Source organism: Sedimenticola thiotaurini (genome assembly GCF_001007875.1).
In the GTDB taxonomy this organism is placed as follows: Bacteria; Pseudomonadota; Gammaproteobacteria; order Chromatiales; family Chromatiaceae; genus Sedimenticola; species Sedimenticola thiotaurini.
In genome coordinates this window covers 913,821-927,128 of sequence record NZ_CP011412.1, presented here as the reverse complement: position 1 = coordinate 927,128, position 13,308 = coordinate 913,821, and the positions used below count along the sequence as shown (strand labels likewise).

General features: G+C 54.5%; 15 protein-coding genes. 11 read left to right on the top strand and 4 right to left on the bottom strand.

Going from position 1 to position 13,308, the window contains the following annotated elements; translation table 11 throughout:
- Nucleotides 1-42: 42 nt before the first annotated feature.
- Nucleotides 43-486: an RNA polymerase-binding protein DksA gene (dksA, locus tag AAY24_RS04120; RefSeq protein ID WP_046858614.1), complete on the bottom strand. Its 444-nt coding sequence runs from the start codon at nucleotides 484-486 to the stop codon at nucleotides 43-45.
- Nucleotides 487-678: 192 nt separating this feature from the next.
- Between dksA and AAY24_RS04115 the strand changes: the two genes are divergently transcribed.
- Together AAY24_RS04115 and AAY24_RS04110 are read left to right on the top strand one after the other, a co-directional pair.
- The gene (locus AAY24_RS04115; protein WP_046858613.1) at nucleotides 679-1,446 is read left to right on the top strand and encodes an HAD family hydrolase; all 768 of its coding nucleotides are present in this window, start codon (nucleotides 679-681) and stop codon (nucleotides 1,444-1,446) included.
- Between the two features lie 85 nt (nucleotides 1,447-1,531).
- The gene (locus AAY24_RS04110; RefSeq protein ID WP_234422239.1) at nucleotides 1,532-2,671 is read left to right on the top strand and encodes a pyridoxal phosphate-dependent aminotransferase; all 1,140 of its coding nucleotides are present in this window, start codon (nucleotides 1,532-1,534) and stop codon (nucleotides 2,669-2,671) included.
- A gap of 102 nt (nucleotides 2,672-2,773) precedes the next feature.
- Here AAY24_RS04110 and cysZ read toward each other — a convergent pair whose 3' ends face one another.
- Both cysZ and AAY24_RS04100 read right to left on the bottom strand, forming a co-directional pair.
- Nucleotides 2,774-3,550, bottom strand: coding sequence for a sulfate transporter CysZ (cysZ, locus tag AAY24_RS04105; RefSeq protein ID WP_046858611.1), 777 nt, complete (start codon nucleotides 3,548-3,550; stop codon nucleotides 2,774-2,776).
- Between the two features lie 36 nt (nucleotides 3,551-3,586).
- A complete protein-coding gene (locus AAY24_RS04100) occupies nucleotides 3,587-4,294 on the bottom strand; it encodes a 4'-phosphopantetheinyl transferase family protein (protein ID WP_052761048.1) in 708 nt (235 codons plus the stop codon).
- A gap of 105 nt (nucleotides 4,295-4,399) precedes the next feature.
- Here AAY24_RS04100 and AAY24_RS04095 point away from each other — a divergent pair, with 105 nt between their 5' ends.
- The 9 genes from AAY24_RS04095 (at nucleotide 4,400) to AAY24_RS18400 (ending at nucleotide 11,586) form a co-directional block, all read left to right on the top strand.
- Nucleotides 4,400-5,053, top strand: coding sequence for a glutathione S-transferase family protein (locus AAY24_RS04095; RefSeq protein ID WP_046858610.1), 654 nt, complete (start codon nucleotides 4,400-4,402; stop codon nucleotides 5,051-5,053).
- Nucleotides 5,054-5,061: 8 nt separating this feature from the next.
- A complete protein-coding gene (gene recJ / locus AAY24_RS04090) occupies nucleotides 5,062-6,798 on the top strand; it encodes a single-stranded-DNA-specific exonuclease RecJ (RefSeq protein WP_052761047.1) in 1,737 nt (578 codons plus the stop codon).
- Nucleotides 6,795-7,316, top strand: a complete 522-nt coding sequence (gene yjgA, locus AAY24_RS04085) for a ribosome biogenesis factor YjgA (protein ID WP_046858609.1) — start codon at nucleotides 6,795-6,797, stop codon at nucleotides 7,314-7,316. Before recJ ends, yjgA begins: the two co-directional genes overlap by 4 nt.
- Before the next feature lie 165 nt (nucleotides 7,317-7,481).
- Nucleotides 7,482-7,856, top strand: a complete 375-nt coding sequence (sdhC, locus tag AAY24_RS04080) for a succinate dehydrogenase, cytochrome b556 subunit (protein WP_046858608.1) — start codon at nucleotides 7,482-7,484, stop codon at nucleotides 7,854-7,856.
- Complete coding sequence (sdhD, locus tag AAY24_RS04075; RefSeq protein WP_046858607.1) at nucleotides 7,853-8,197, top strand: succinate dehydrogenase, hydrophobic membrane anchor protein; 345 nt, start codon at nucleotides 7,853-7,855, stop codon at nucleotides 8,195-8,197. The genes sdhC and sdhD overlap by 4 nt, the downstream gene beginning before the upstream one ends.
- 26 nt (nucleotides 8,198-8,223) lie before the next feature.
- Nucleotides 8,224-9,987, top strand: a complete 1,764-nt coding sequence (gene sdhA / locus AAY24_RS04070; protein ID WP_046858606.1) for a succinate dehydrogenase flavoprotein subunit — start codon at nucleotides 8,224-8,226, stop codon at nucleotides 9,985-9,987.
- Between the two features lie 10 nt (nucleotides 9,988-9,997).
- On the top strand, nucleotides 9,998-10,690 hold the full coding sequence (locus AAY24_RS04065; RefSeq protein ID WP_046858605.1) for a succinate dehydrogenase iron-sulfur subunit: 693 nt from the start codon (nucleotides 9,998-10,000) through the stop codon (nucleotides 10,688-10,690).
- A gap of 75 nt (nucleotides 10,691-10,765) precedes the next feature.
- Entirely contained in the window at nucleotides 10,766-10,960 is a 195-nt protein-coding gene (locus tag AAY24_RS04060) for an FAD assembly factor SdhE (RefSeq protein ID WP_046858604.1), read from the top strand.
- Between the two features lie 152 nt (nucleotides 10,961-11,112).
- Entirely contained in the window at nucleotides 11,113-11,586 is a 474-nt protein-coding gene (locus tag AAY24_RS18400; protein ID WP_052761046.1) for a protein YgfX, read from the top strand.
- On the opposite strand, the gene nadB is transcribed toward AAY24_RS18400, so the two are convergent.
- Complete coding sequence (nadB, locus tag AAY24_RS04050) at nucleotides 11,537-13,165, bottom strand: L-aspartate oxidase (protein ID WP_046858603.1); 1,629 nt, start codon at nucleotides 13,163-13,165, stop codon at nucleotides 11,537-11,539. The two genes, AAY24_RS18400 and nadB, sit on opposite strands and share 50 nt — an antisense overlap.
- Nucleotides 13,166-13,308 lie beyond the last annotated feature (143 nt).

Below are 13,308 nucleotides of genomic sequence, written 5' to 3'. Positions count from 1 at the left end.
TATCAGCCGGCTTTAAGTTTAACATGCGCAAGTCTGATGACTTCAGCTCATCTGTTTTTCCCGGATTTCATCCAGTGTTTTACAGTCGATACAGAGTGATGCTGTTGGGCGTGCCTCCAATCGACGAATTCCGATCTCCACACCGCAAGCCACACAGTAGCCGTAATCGTGACTGTCAATAAGATTCAATGTCTCATCGATCTTTTTGATCAGTTTCCGCTCACGGTCGCGGGTACGTAACTCAAGGCTGAACTCGGATTCCTGAGTAGCCCGGTCGTTGGGGTCGGGGAAGTTGGCGGCGTCATCCTTCATATGATGGACGGTCCGGTCGACTTCTTCCATCAACTCCTGCTTCCATGCCTTCAGGATGGCCCGGAAATGCTCTTCCTGCGCCTCATTCATGTACTCCTCGCCTTTCTTTACTTTATAAGGCTTGAAGCCAAAAGGGCCGGCAAGGTCATTCTCTGGCTTTTTCTTTGCGGTCATTCAATGACTCCTGGAAAACCACGCTAATGAAGTCGGCTATGATAACCAGAATCTTCTGTTCCGGGCAATAGTTGTCAGATACCCCTGTTATTGGTCCGTGTTGCTTATTATTGACTCGGGTAAAATAGGCGCTTCACGGGCTTCATTTCTCGCCGGAGAAGTGAAGAAAATAATTAAATAAAAGAGTGGCTTATGGGTGATTTAGCAGCGCTGATATGGGATGTTGACGGCACCTTGGCAGATACCGAGCGGGATGGCCATCGTGTTGCTTTCAATAAGGCGTTTTCCCAGGCGGGTCTGGCGTGGCACTGGGATGTGGATCTGTATGGCAAACTGCTGGCGGTAACTGGCGGAAAGGAGCGAATCCGCTACTACCTGGAACGTTTTAACCCGGATTGGGAATCTCCCTCTGATCTGGACCGGTTTATTGCTGACTTACACCGTCGCAAGAGCGAGATCTTTGTGTCCCTGATGGAAGAGGGTCAGATTCCGCCACGAAACGGGGTGATCAGGCTGATCAATGAAGCGGCAGAGGCCGGTTTGCGGTTGGCAATCGCCACCACCACTACGCCGGCTAATGTGGATGCCTTGCTGGAAAGATTCTTTGGAGCCAGTAACAAACAGCCATTCGAAGTAATAGCCGCGGGAGATATTGTCCCAGCGAAGAAGCCAGCGCCGGATATCTACCGCTGGGCTCTGGAAAAAATGGATCTGTCAGCAGATGAATGCGTGGCTATCGAAGATTCCCGCAACGGATTTGAGTCCGCCAGGTCAGCTGGTATTTCAACTGTGGTCATTACTGTCAATGGTTACACCGCTGATGAGGATTTCGGCGGGGCCAGCCTGATTGTGGACCAGTTGGGGGAGTCGCAAAGCCCCGCAACCCTGCTGGGTGGGGTGATAGATTCTGCCAGCATGGTCGATGTGGGTTTGTTGCGCAGACTACATGGGTTATCCTGACCGAACTTGCCCTATCACACAGGCATGACCCTTTAACCGATCTGCCCCAACCATACAGAGTACCCGTCGGATGATTGCAGAACGAATGGCGTCCATACGCCCATTTTATGTCATGGAGTTGTTGGCGCGAGCCAGAGAGCTGGAACAGAGTGGCCGTTCCATTATTCATATGGAGGTGGGAGAGCCTGATTTTGACACCCCTGGACCGATCGTCGCGGCCGGTATGCGGGCCCTGGAGCAGGGGTTTACCCACTACACCGCAGCGGTAGGCATCCCGGAGCTGCGTGCCGCAATTGCGGCGGATTACGGGCGTCGCTACGGCGTTAAACTGGATCCGGCACGGGTATTGATTACACCGGGCTCGTCAGGGGCCCTGCAACTGGTCATGAGTATCCTGGTAAATCCCGGCGAAGCGGTGATGATGGCCGATCCAGGTTACCCTTGTAATCGCCATTTTGTCCAGCTGGTATCCGGTCAACCGGTGACAGTTTCTGTGGGGCCGGAATCCGGCTACCAACTGACGGCCGAGATCATCGAGCGCGAGTGGAGCGACAACATGCGTGCCGTGATGGTTGCTTCCCCCTCCAATCCCACCGGCACCCTGATAAAACGCGATGAACTGGAGAAGATATACCAGGTGGTGAAGGAGCGGGGCGGTGTGCTGATAGTGGACGAGATCTACCAGGGACTGGTGTACGGAGCCGAACCCTTTACCGGGCTTGAGGTTACCGATGACCTGTTCATTATCAACAGTTTCTCCAAATACTACGGCATGACCGGCTGGCGCCTGGGGTGGATGATTGCGCCCGAACGGTATATGGGAGCCGCTGACCGTCTGGCCCAGAACATATTCCTGTCAGCGCCGACCCCGGCCCAATATGCGGCCCTGGCGGCCTTTGAGGATGAGACCCAGCGGATTGTCGAGCAGCGCTGCGCAGCCTTTCAGGAGCGCCGGGATTACCTGTTGCCGGCTCTGCGGGAGTTGGGATTTGAAATCCCCGTGGAGCCTGAAGGCGCTTTTTACCTGTACGCCAATTGCAGACAGATAACTTCGGACAGCTCTGCCTTTGCCCATGATATGCTGGAATCGGAAGGTGTGGCTATCACCCCTGGGAAAGATTTTGGTGACAACCAGCCGGAACAGCATGTGCGCTTTGCCTACACCACCTCCATGGAGAGACTGACCGAAGGGGTGACCCGCATAGCGCGATTTATAAAAGGCTGATCAGAAGTCAAGCGGGGTGAGGTAAAGGGACACTCTGCTCCTGGCTTCACACTATGCGCTGGCTCACCTTCTCCATCGGGTCGATGGACTTGTCAGAAAGGGTCACACACTGGCGCGTGGCGTTGGTACTTCAGCGCGATCAACAGAGCCTTTGTCGCACCATAGCCGGGTGGCACCAATCACGGCCGCCGGCATGGCGGCGAAGTTCAGGATCGGAACCATCATCAGCAGTGTCACTCCCCCACCAAAAGTCAGCGCCGCTAGTCGGGTCTGTTTTAATCGATCATGCTGCTCCTTGAACTCCAGGCCATGATTGCCCATGGGGTAGTCGCCATATTCGATGGCCAGAAACCAGGCACTGAACAGTAGCCAGAGAAAAGGTGCCAACAGATTGATCCCCGGGATGATGAACAGGATCAGCAGGGGTATTGCTCGCAGCAGAAAATAGACCAGCTTTCTCAATTCAGACCGTACTGTAGGCAGGATCAGCTGAGTAATGGATTGGCGATTTTCAGGTGGTTTCTTGCCGGTTAGCATCTCCTCAACCTTGGCCGATAGCTGGCTGTTGAATGGCGCAGCGATCAGGTTGGCGACAGTGGTGAAGGTATAAAAAGTTATTAACAAAATGCTCAGGGCAAACAGCGGCCACAGTAACCAACGCAGGAAACTGAGCCAACTCGACTCCGGCAGAAAAGTATTCAGCAGACCTTCGAACTGGCTGTAACCGATCCAGCCGATAACCACAAACACCACGATATTGATCCCGATAGGGGCCAGGAGATAGCGCCGGAGACCCGGCAGCATCAACATCTGCAGCCCCTTGACCAGGTGAGTGATACCATTGATTGGATTGCTTGCTTTGCTGTCGGATGAGGCCATGTTATTTGGGTTTGTTAGTTAGAATATCCCGTTATTCTAACCGATCCGTGGGCCCAGATCAGGGGAGAACTGCAAGGTTACCCAGTTTCGGGCGGCAGGTAGTGTGCCATCCGCGGCAATCGCCGCGCACCAACCGGATTGAGGTTCAAAATTGATGTAGGGGAGGGTGCCACTCGTTTCAGTGGGGGTGAAAACCCCTGTTCCGACGGCCTTCACCTGCGCTTCCAGGGCCGTCCAGTGTCGATAGAATGCCCCATTGAAATCCGCTTCACTCAGTGAGTCGATCTGTTGAAACAGTTCCGGTGCAAACACTTTCCGGGCGATTCTACGCAGATTTTTGCGTTGAGCCAGGGGTTCCAGGTCGATACCCACTGGCACACCGGTGCTGACCACCAGTAACGCCATTGAGCCGGCATGGCTGAGATTAAATTGAATCTCCCCGCATGACGATGGCAGGCGGGGTTTCCCCTTTTCCCCGTAACAGAGAGGGATATCGGCCGGCGGCGTGTTGGTATAGCCGGAGAGTATCTGGCGCAAAACGCCGCGGGCATTGCCAAAGAGAATTCTGTCATGCCGGTTCAGCAATTTAGCCTGGCGCCGCCGCTCATCACCGCTGAGCAGAGGGGAGAGATCCAGCCCGGGGCACAACAGATCGATCTTCCAGAGGTGGATCTGATCCCGGGAAGGCGGTGCCGGCAGTGCCGTCGGTTTGCGCCATTGATCGATTTTCAGAATATCACTCAAGCAGTCTGCCCAGTGTTGAGGAATGATGCGGGGTCAGCTCCCGCTTCGTGATATTCTTTCATGATCAAATATCAGAGTCACATCTAAATTATCAGGGGTTTGTCAATGAGTCTTGAACTGGTCAGTTTTGCTATCTGTCCGTTTGTCCAGCGTGCAGTGATTGCGCTGAAAGAGAAACAGGTGGATTTCAAAATCACCTATATCGATCTGGAAAATCCACCGGCGTGGTTTAAAGAGATTTCACCCTTCGGTAAAGTCCCACTGCTCAGAATTGATCAGGAGGTGCTGTTTGAGTCTGCAGTAATCAACGAATATCTCGACGAAGTTTATTCACCCCGATTGCATCCGGACGATCCCCTGGTTCGGGCTAAACACCGGGGCTGGATTGAGTTCGGTTCCAATCTGATCTTTGAACAGTACAAGTTAATGGTGGCCACGGATGATGATGGGGTCCAGCAGCAGTGTGAGGCGCTGGGCGGCCTGTTCGCCCGCCTGGCGAACGAGGTCAGCGATGGCCCCTATTTCATGGGGGATCAATTTACCCTGCTGGATACCGCCTATGCGCCGTTTTTTACCCGCTATGAGATCCTGAAAAAGTATCACGAGGAGTTGGAAGAGCTGATCCCTTCTCGGCTGGCCCATTGGGGACGGTCGCTGTTGGCCAGGGATTCGGTCAAGGCATCGGTGGCCGATGACTTTGAACAGAAATTTGTCGATTTCGGCAAGAGCAAAGGCTCCTTTATTCTGGCCAGAGCATAAGCCGGAGTATGGCAAGTAGCACGCGAAGCATAGTCCGGGCACCTGTTCCCGGCCCTTCCACTCTGCAGTTACCCGGTGTGCCACCACTGTTGCAGCGAATCTACGCGCACCGTGGAGTGACCTCTGCCGACCAACTGGACTATAGCCTGACAGCCCTGATACCACCGGGAAAGTTGGGTGGCAGCGTCGAGGCTGCAGAGTTGATTCATCAGGTGATGGCCGATAACGGGCGCATCCTGATTGTTGCGGATTTCGATGCGGATGGCGCCACCAGTTGTGCATTGGCGGTGCGTTCGCTTCTGGCCATGGGCGCCACCCAGGTGAACTACATGGTGCCGAACCGCTTTTCAGATGGTTATGGATTGACTGCTGAGATTGCTGAGAAGGCGTTGACGCTTCAGCCGGATCTGGTGATTACGGTGGATAATGGCATTTCAAGCCTGGCGGGTGTCGCACTGCTGCGGAAACGGGGCGTTGCCGTACTGGTCACGGATCACCACCTGGCCGGCCCCCGATTGCCGGACGCCAATGTCATTGTGAATCCAAACAGCCCTGATGAGCGCTTCCCCAGCAAACACCTGGCCGGGGTCGGGGTGGTGTTTTATGTGATGATGGCGTTGCGGGCCCGTCTGCGGGAACAGGGCTGGTTTCCAGCCCGTGGTCTGATGGAGCCTAACCTGGCCGATTATCTGGATCTGGTAGCCCTGGGAACCGTGGCCGATGTGGTTCAACTGGATTACAACAACCGGATACTGGTACAGCAGGGGTTGGCAAGAATACGTGCCGGACGCTGCTGTCCCTTGATCCGGGAGATACTGGTCAGGTCGGGCAGGGCGTTGGCCCGCGTGGCGGCGTCCGATCTCGGTTTTGTGGTCGCGCCGAGGCTTAATGCGGCCGGACGCCTGGATGATATGTCGGTGGGCATCGCGGCACTGCTGAGTGATTCAGACAGCCGAGCGGCTGAGACGGCGGATCTGCTGGATCGTCTCAACAGGGAACGTAAACAGATTGAGCAGGAGATGAAGGAGCAAGCCCTGGAATATCTTGACTCACTGGAACTGGATGAACAGCTCCCCTATGGGCTCTGTGTCTATCAGGAGGGTTGGCATCAGGGAGTAATCGGTATTCTTGCCTCCCGGGTCAAGGATCGCTACCAGCGACCGGTCATTGCATTCGCCGATGCGGACGGAGAGACGCTTAAGGGCTCAGCCCGATCAATCGACGGTTTACATATCCGGGACACACTGGAATCAATCGCGGTGGCCCGGCCGGAATTACTGAGTAAGTTCGGTGGACACGCCATGGCGGCGGGACTGACGCTGGACAAGTCCTGCTACCCGGAATTCTGTCGCTGCTTTAATGAAGCTGTGGAAACAGAGCTGAAGGGGCGGAGCCTGACCGGTAAGCTGTTATCAGATGGCGGGTTGAAAGCGTCGGAACTGAGCCTGGGTATGGCCGAACAGTTGAGCAGGGCTGGCCCCTGGGGACAAGGGTTTAGGGAACCACTGTTCGATGACCGGTTTGAAATCGTGCGGCAACGGGTTGTAGGTGAAAGGCATGCAAAAATGACGCTGCGAAGAGGGGACTTTGCCGACCACCTGGAAGCGATCGCCTTTAACCAGGTCGACGCTTTACCGGAAAAAACCGGGGTGTCGATCCAGGCCGCCTACCGGCTTTCAGTCAATGAGTTTCGCGGCGCACGAACCTTGCAGTTGATGATTGAATATTTTCAGGTGATTGAATGATGACTGACGAATATGAATCCGGAGGGTACGAGGAGACCGAAGAGCAGGTTTCCCGGAGTGAAATCAAGCGCCAGATGCTGGCGCTTCAGGCATTGGGCGAACGATTGGTGAAACTGAAGCCGGCACAGTGGGAGGCGTTTGGCTTCTCAGAGTCGATGATGGATGCCCTGCGGGAGTCACAGCGAATCAAAAGCCACAATGCCATGCGCCGTCATATACGGCGACTTGGCAAGTTGCTCAATCAGGAGGATACGGAACAAGTCGAATCCCTGTTCCAGCGGATGGACGATCAGGCGATGCAGGATAATCGACGCTTTCATCGAATTGAACAGTGGCGGGATCGGTTAATCAATGGCGATGATAAAACACTCTCTGAGCTATTGGATATTTGTCCTAATATAGACATCCAGCATGTCAGGCAATTAATTCGCGCCGCTAAAAAAGAGCGCGAGTTAACCAAGCCACCTACGGCACAACGAAAATTATTTAGATATCTTAAGGACTTAGACTTAAACTGAAAACTAATTAACGGAAATATTATCGCCAAGTAAATTTGATGGCTCTATAAAATATACCCTTTCAAAGCCCGGCCAAATCGCTATAATTGGCTTCTGTCCCGTCAGGTGTTCGCTTTCTGACGAAAATTCCAACGTAAATTAGGCTGAGACAACGAGAGAATCTGTATGACGATAAAAAACCGGCCTGTCTATCTCGACCTCACGCAATTCCGCTTCCCGATTGCCGCCATTATGTCGGTAGGACATCGGGCCAGCGGTGTGCTGATGATTCTGGCCATACCATTCCTGGCATATACCCTTGATCTCTCACTCTCCGGACCGGAAGGTTTTGCAGAGGCGAAGGCGATTATGGATAGTCTGTTTATCAAGCTGGTCCTGTTCGTCGTGCTCTGGGCGATGCTGCATCATTTACTGGCAGGTATTCGTTACCTGCTGCTTGATTTCCATATTGGTGTTGAGAAGGAGATAGAGACCAGGTCGGCGCAGGTCGTCATGGTAGCCGCTCCTGTTCTTGCTGTTTTGATCGGGTTAATACTATGAGTCGCCAAGCATCCGGATTGCGCGCATGGGCGCTGCAACGTATCAGTGCAGTTTATCTCGGACTGTACCTAATCTATATGCTCGGTCATCTGAGCTTCAATGCACCTGAATCCTATGAAGCGTGGCGCGCCTACGTGGCCGACCCCGGGGTCAGTATAGGCATGCTGCTGTTTGTCACTGCGCTGCTGATACACGCCTGGGTCGGTATCCGTGACGTGCTGATCGACTATGTGCAGCCGATAATGGCCCGAGTAAGCCTGCTCAGCCTGTTTGCACTTGGCTTCATTGGCTGCGGCCTCTGGTTTGCAAAGGTTGTATTCCTCGCCAGTGTGTCTGCCTGAACACCACATATTAATAAAGGTATATCATGACGCTAGCCAGAAGACGTTTTGATGCGCTGATCATCGGTGCCGGTGGTGCCGGCCTGAATGCAGCGCTACAGCTTGCCAACGCCAACCTGCGAGTTGCTGTTGTCTCAAAAGTATTTCCGACCCGTTCCCATACTGTTGCTGCCCAGGGTGGTGTGAATGCCGCTCTGGCCAATGTCTTTGAAGATAATTGGCACTGGCACATGTTTGACACGGTCAAGGGCTCGGATTATCTGGGTGACCAGGATGCGATCGAGTTCATGTGTCGTGAGGCGATCCCCACCGTTTACGAGCTGGAACACAACGGTGTGCCGTTCTCACGGCTCGATGACGGCAAGATCTACCAGCGTGCATTCGGTGGCCAGAGCCAGAATTTCGGTGGTGCCCAGGCGGCACGCACCTGCGCCGCTGCCGACCGTACCGGTCACGCTATCCTGCACACCCTTTATCAGCAGAACATTCGCGCCCGCACCCATTTTTTTGATGAGTACTTCGGTATCGATCTGATACGGGATGAAGAGGGGGCTATCCTCGGTGCGCTGACCCTGGAAATCGAGACCGGTGAGCCGTTGCTGATCGAGGCCAAAACCACGCTGCTGGCGACAGGCGGCGGTGGTCAGGTGTTCAGAACCACCTCGAATGCCCATATCAATACCGGTGATGGGATGGCTATGGCACTGCGCGCCGGCGTGCCATTGATGGACATGGAGTTTTTCCAGTTCCATCCGACCGGTATCGCCGGTCGTGGCATGCTGATTACCGAAGGCGTGCGTGGTGAGGGTGGTTACCTGATCAACAAGGATGGTGAGCGCTTCATGGAGCGTTATGCACCCAACGCAAAAGATCTGGCCAGCCGGGACGTGGTCTCCCGGGCTATCGTGACCGAGGTGAAAGAGGGACGTGGTTGTGGACCCAATGCCGACCATGTACTGCTGAAAGTGGACCACCTGGGTGAAGATATCATTGCCAAGCGTCTGCCCGGTATCCGCGAGAGCTCCAAGATCTTCGCCGGTGTGGATCCGGCAGTAGAACCGATCCCGGTATTCCCAACCGCTCACTACATGATGGGTGGTATTCCCACCGACCGTCTAGGCCACGTGGTGATACCTTCTTCGGATGGTTCTGAAGAGATTGTGCCCGGACTGTTCGCCGCCGGTGAGTGTGCTTGTGTCTCGGTGCATGGTGCCAATCGTCTGGGCGGAAACTCACTGCTGGATATCCTGGTGTTTGGCCGGGCTGCCGGTCAGCAGATTATCAATCACTTGAAAGAGAATCCCGAACACAGGGCGATGGATGAGTCGTCGGTCGAACAGGCGATGTCCAGACTCAGCCGCTGGGAGGAAACGGGTGAGGGCATACCAGTGCGCGAACTGCGTGACGAGTTCCGCAAGGTGATGGAAGATCATGCCGGCGTATTCCGTACTGACGAAATCATGTCGGAGGGTGTGGAGAAGGTGAAGGAGGTCCGGGAGAAACTGAAGGATGTCCGCCTGGGTGATCAGAGCAAGATCTTTAATACGGCAAGGATCGAAGCACTGGAGCTGGAAAACCTGATCGATATCGGCATGGCTATTGTGCTTTCTGCACTGGAGCGTAAAGAGAGTCGTGGTGCTCATTCCCGGCCTGACTACACCGAACGGGATGATGAGAACTGGATGAAACATTCGGTCTATTTCAAAGAAGGTGACCGTCTGGATTACAAGCCGGTTCAAACCAAACCGCTTACTGTCGAAACCTTCCCGCCGAAGCCACGTGTCTACTGAGGGTTGATAGATGAAATTTATTGTTTACCGTTATAACCCTGATGTCGACACTGCTCCACATATGCAGGAGTACGATGTCGAAGTTACCCGGGGCATGATGCTTCGTGATGCGCTGATGGAAATCAAGCGTCAGGATGAGAGTTTCGCCTTCCGTCACTCCTGTGGCGAAGGTGTATGCGGTTCCGATGCTGTGAACGCGAATGGCAGTAATCTGCTCGGGTGTACCACCCCGGTCAGTGATCTGAAGGAGCCGGTCAATGTGCGGCCATTGCCGGGTCGTCCGGTGATCCGGGATCTGGTTGTGGATATGTCCCAGTTCTACCAGCAATATCGTGCGGTTCAGCCCTACCTGATCCATAAGGACCCACTGCCTGAGAAGGAGATGCTGCAATCCCCTGAAGATCGGGACAAATTGGATGGTCTGTACGAGTGCATCATGTGCGGTTGCTGCTCAACCGCCTGTCCTTCATTCTGGTGGAATCCGGAGAAATTCTACGGCCCGCAGGCACTACTGCAGGCCTGGCGGTTCCTGGCGGATAGCCGGGATCAGGCCACTGAAGAGCGACTGGATGCGTTGGAAGGTCCCTACAAACTGTTCCGTTGCCATTCGATCATGAACTGCGTGGAGTATTGTCCGAAGTCGCTCAATCCCACCAAGGCAATTGGCAAGATCAAGGAACTGATGCTCAAGCACTCTATCTGAGCCAGCGTGAAAACACCGGTCCCTGAAACCGATCTCCCGTCCCTCGGGCAGCTACGCTGGCAATGCCGGCGTGGCATGCTCGAGTTGGACTACGTGTTAATCGATTTTCTTGATCAACACTTCACTACTCTCTCCTTGGAAGACCAGCGCTTGTTCGTCCGTCTGCTCGACTTTGAAGATCAGTTGCTGTTGGACTGGGTAATGGGCAATGTAGTCCCGTCTGATCCCGATATCCGGCGCTTGATCTCTTTGATGCGGACCAGCTCCTAGTCAGAACCTGCCTGTCGACGGTAAAATCGGTGCAACTCGGTGCGCCTGCTGCATCGTGCTGCTGAAACCGGGCCGCTCAAAAGGGTGAGGAGAGGTAGTTCTGAGCCCCTATTCTGGTATGCGCACTGTTTGGATTAAGCACAGGGAGTGTGATGAACAGGGAGCAATCACCACTACGTATTCAGCTTTGGCAATCAGAAACGCTGATTCGTTTTCAACACCTACTGCATGCGGTTGTGATCAGCTACTGCCTGGCCGCCGCCGTCTCCTACCCCCTGGAGATGCTGCTGCCGATTGGCTGGGTCACTCTCTCCTGGCTTCGATTTTGGCGTCAGGCCCGAACCCTGGAAAACACCCATACACGCCTTCTTTGGCGGCCGGATGGCAGTTGGCTGGTGGAACAGACGGGCAGGGCACCGCAGCAATATGGGGCGCTGTCCAGTTGCTTCACCAGCCACTGGCTGATAATCCTGGGATTCCGCACCGGACTGCTGTCCCGGCAATACTTTTTACTGTTATCGGATAACTGTGATGCCGGACAGCACCGTCGTCTACGGATTCGCCTCCGGGAACCGGCTACTGGACCGGGTCTGAAGGCTGATAAGTATCCGGTATCAAGACCGTAGGCGCCTTCTGGAAACGGTCGTCACGATGGGGAAAATCGATGTTGAAATGGAGTCCGCGGCTCTCTTTCCGGTGTTGTGCGGAGTGGATGATCAGGTAAGCCACCTCTACCAGATTACGCAGTTCCAGCAGATCGTTGGTTACCCGGAAATTGCTGTAGTACTCCTTGATCTCGTGGCGTAACAGGTTGATGCGTCGTTTGGCCCGTTCCAGCCGTTTGTTGCTGCGGACGATACCGACATAGTCCCACATGAAATGGCGCAGTTCATTCCAGTTGTGGGATACCACCACCTCTTCATCCGAGTCTGTGACCCGGCTTTCGTCCCACGGCATCACTTCTGGCAACGCGGCGGCAGAGGGTAGCCGCTCCTCGATATCGAAGGCGGCCTGTTGGGCGTACACCAGGCACTCCAGCAGTGAGTTACTGGCCATCCGGTTCGCGCCGTGCAGGCCGGTATAGGAGGTTTCGCCGATGGCAAACAGATTCGGTACATCTGTTCGGGCCTTCAGGTCGGTAATGACGCCTCCGCAGGTGTAGTGAGCCGCCGGTACCACCGGAATCGGGTCGGTTGTGATATCAATACCAAACTCAAGGCACTTGGCGTGTATGTTTGGAAAATGTTCACGGATAAAATCGGCCGGTTTGTGGCTGATGTCCAGGAAGAGACAATCGGCACCAATTCGTTTCATCTCATGATCGATGGCGCGCGCCACAATATCGCGCGGTGCCAGTTCGGCACGCTCGTCAAACTGCGGCATGAACCGGGTGCCATCCGGCAACAGCAGTTTGCCCCCTTCGCCACGTAGGGCTTCGGTGATCAGGAATGACTTGGCATGGGGGTGATAGAGGCAGGTTGGGTGGAACTGGATAAACTCCATGTTGGCCACACGACAACCGGCCCGCCAGGCCATGGCGATACCGTCTCCGGTGGAGACATCCGGATTGCTGGTATAGAGATAGACCTTACTGGCTCCACCTGTTGCCAGGACGGTGAATTTGGCGACGAAGGTCTCAACCTGGTTGTTGTTTTTGTTCAGGATATAAGCGCCAAGGCAGGGGTTATCCGGAATGCCCTGTTTCCCCCCCATGATCAGGTCAATGGCGTTATGTTGTTCGAACAGGCTGATATTCGGGCGTGATTTGACCTGGCTCTCCAGACGACTCTCCACCTCCTGCCCGGTAGCGTCGGCTGCGTGAATAATCCGGCGGTGCGAATGGCCACCTTCCCGGGTCAGGTGATAGCCGCCCTCTGACGGGGTATTTCGGGTAAAATCCACACCTTCGTCCAGCAACCACTGAATATTTTCCGGGCCTTTTTCGACAACCAGGCGAACTGTCTGCTCATCGCACAGTCCGGCACCGGCAACCAGGGTGTCATTGACATGGGAATCTACAGAATCTTCAACATCCAGCACTGCGGAGATTCCGCCCTGGGCGTAATAAGTGTTACCCTCGGTCAGTTCGCGTTTGGCGATAACTGCTACCTGGACAGATTCGGGCAACCGCAGGGCCAGGCTCAATCCGGCGGCTCCGCTGCCGATAATCAGAACATCAAATTGCTTGGGGGCGTTTTTAGTCATGGGGTTTACCCGAATCCTGCCTTAGGGTCATAATTCAGCTCCATATGGCGGTATCTGCACATTACGGATACTGTTGGGGAATCCTATCCTAAATCTCCGATTTCGAGAACCGGATATTGAGAACTTATCACACAGCATGTTGT

What these genes read in the sequence shown, in the direction of transcription:
- AAY24_RS04060 (WP_046858604.1), top strand. Translation starts at nt 10,766, where the DNA reads ATGCTCGAGTTGGACTACGTGTTAATCGATTTTCTTGATCAACACTTC.
- sdhC (WP_046858608.1), top strand. Translation starts at nt 7,482, where the DNA reads ATGACGATAAAAAACCGGCCTGTCTATCTCGACCTCACGCAATTCCGC.
- sdhD (WP_046858607.1), top strand. Translation starts at nt 7,853, where the DNA reads ATGAGTCGCCAAGCATCCGGATTGCGCGCATGGGCGCTGCAACGTATC.
- yjgA (WP_046858609.1), top strand. Translation starts at nt 6,795, where the DNA reads ATGATGACTGACGAATATGAATCCGGAGGGTACGAGGAGACCGAAGAG.
- AAY24_RS04095 (WP_046858610.1), top strand. Translation starts at nt 4,400, where the DNA reads ATGAGTCTTGAACTGGTCAGTTTTGCTATCTGTCCGTTTGTCCAGCGT.
- cysZ (WP_046858611.1), bottom strand. Translation starts at nt 3,550, where the DNA reads ATGGCCTCATCCGACAGCAAAGCAAGCAATCCAATCAATGGTATCACT.
- nadB (WP_046858603.1), bottom strand. Translation starts at nt 13,165, where the DNA reads ATGACTAAAAACGCCCCCAAGCAATTTGATGTTCTGATTATCGGCAGC.
- sdhA (WP_046858606.1), top strand. Translation starts at nt 8,224, where the DNA reads ATGACGCTAGCCAGAAGACGTTTTGATGCGCTGATCATCGGTGCCGGT.
- dksA (WP_046858614.1), bottom strand. Translation starts at nt 486, where the DNA reads ATGACCGCAAAGAAAAAGCCAGAGAATGACCTTGCCGGCCCTTTTGGC.
- AAY24_RS04065 (WP_046858605.1), top strand. Translation starts at nt 9,998, where the DNA reads ATGAAATTTATTGTTTACCGTTATAACCCTGATGTCGACACTGCTCCA.
- AAY24_RS04115 (WP_046858613.1), top strand. Translation starts at nt 679, where the DNA reads ATGGGTGATTTAGCAGCGCTGATATGGGATGTTGACGGCACCTTGGCA.
- AAY24_RS18400 (WP_052761046.1), top strand. Translation starts at nt 11,113, where the DNA reads ATGAACAGGGAGCAATCACCACTACGTATTCAGCTTTGGCAATCAGAA.
- AAY24_RS04110 (WP_234422239.1), top strand. Translation starts at nt 1,532, where the DNA reads ATGGCGTCCATACGCCCATTTTATGTCATGGAGTTGTTGGCGCGAGCC.
- recJ (WP_052761047.1), top strand. Translation starts at nt 5,062, where the DNA reads ATGGCAAGTAGCACGCGAAGCATAGTCCGGGCACCTGTTCCCGGCCCT.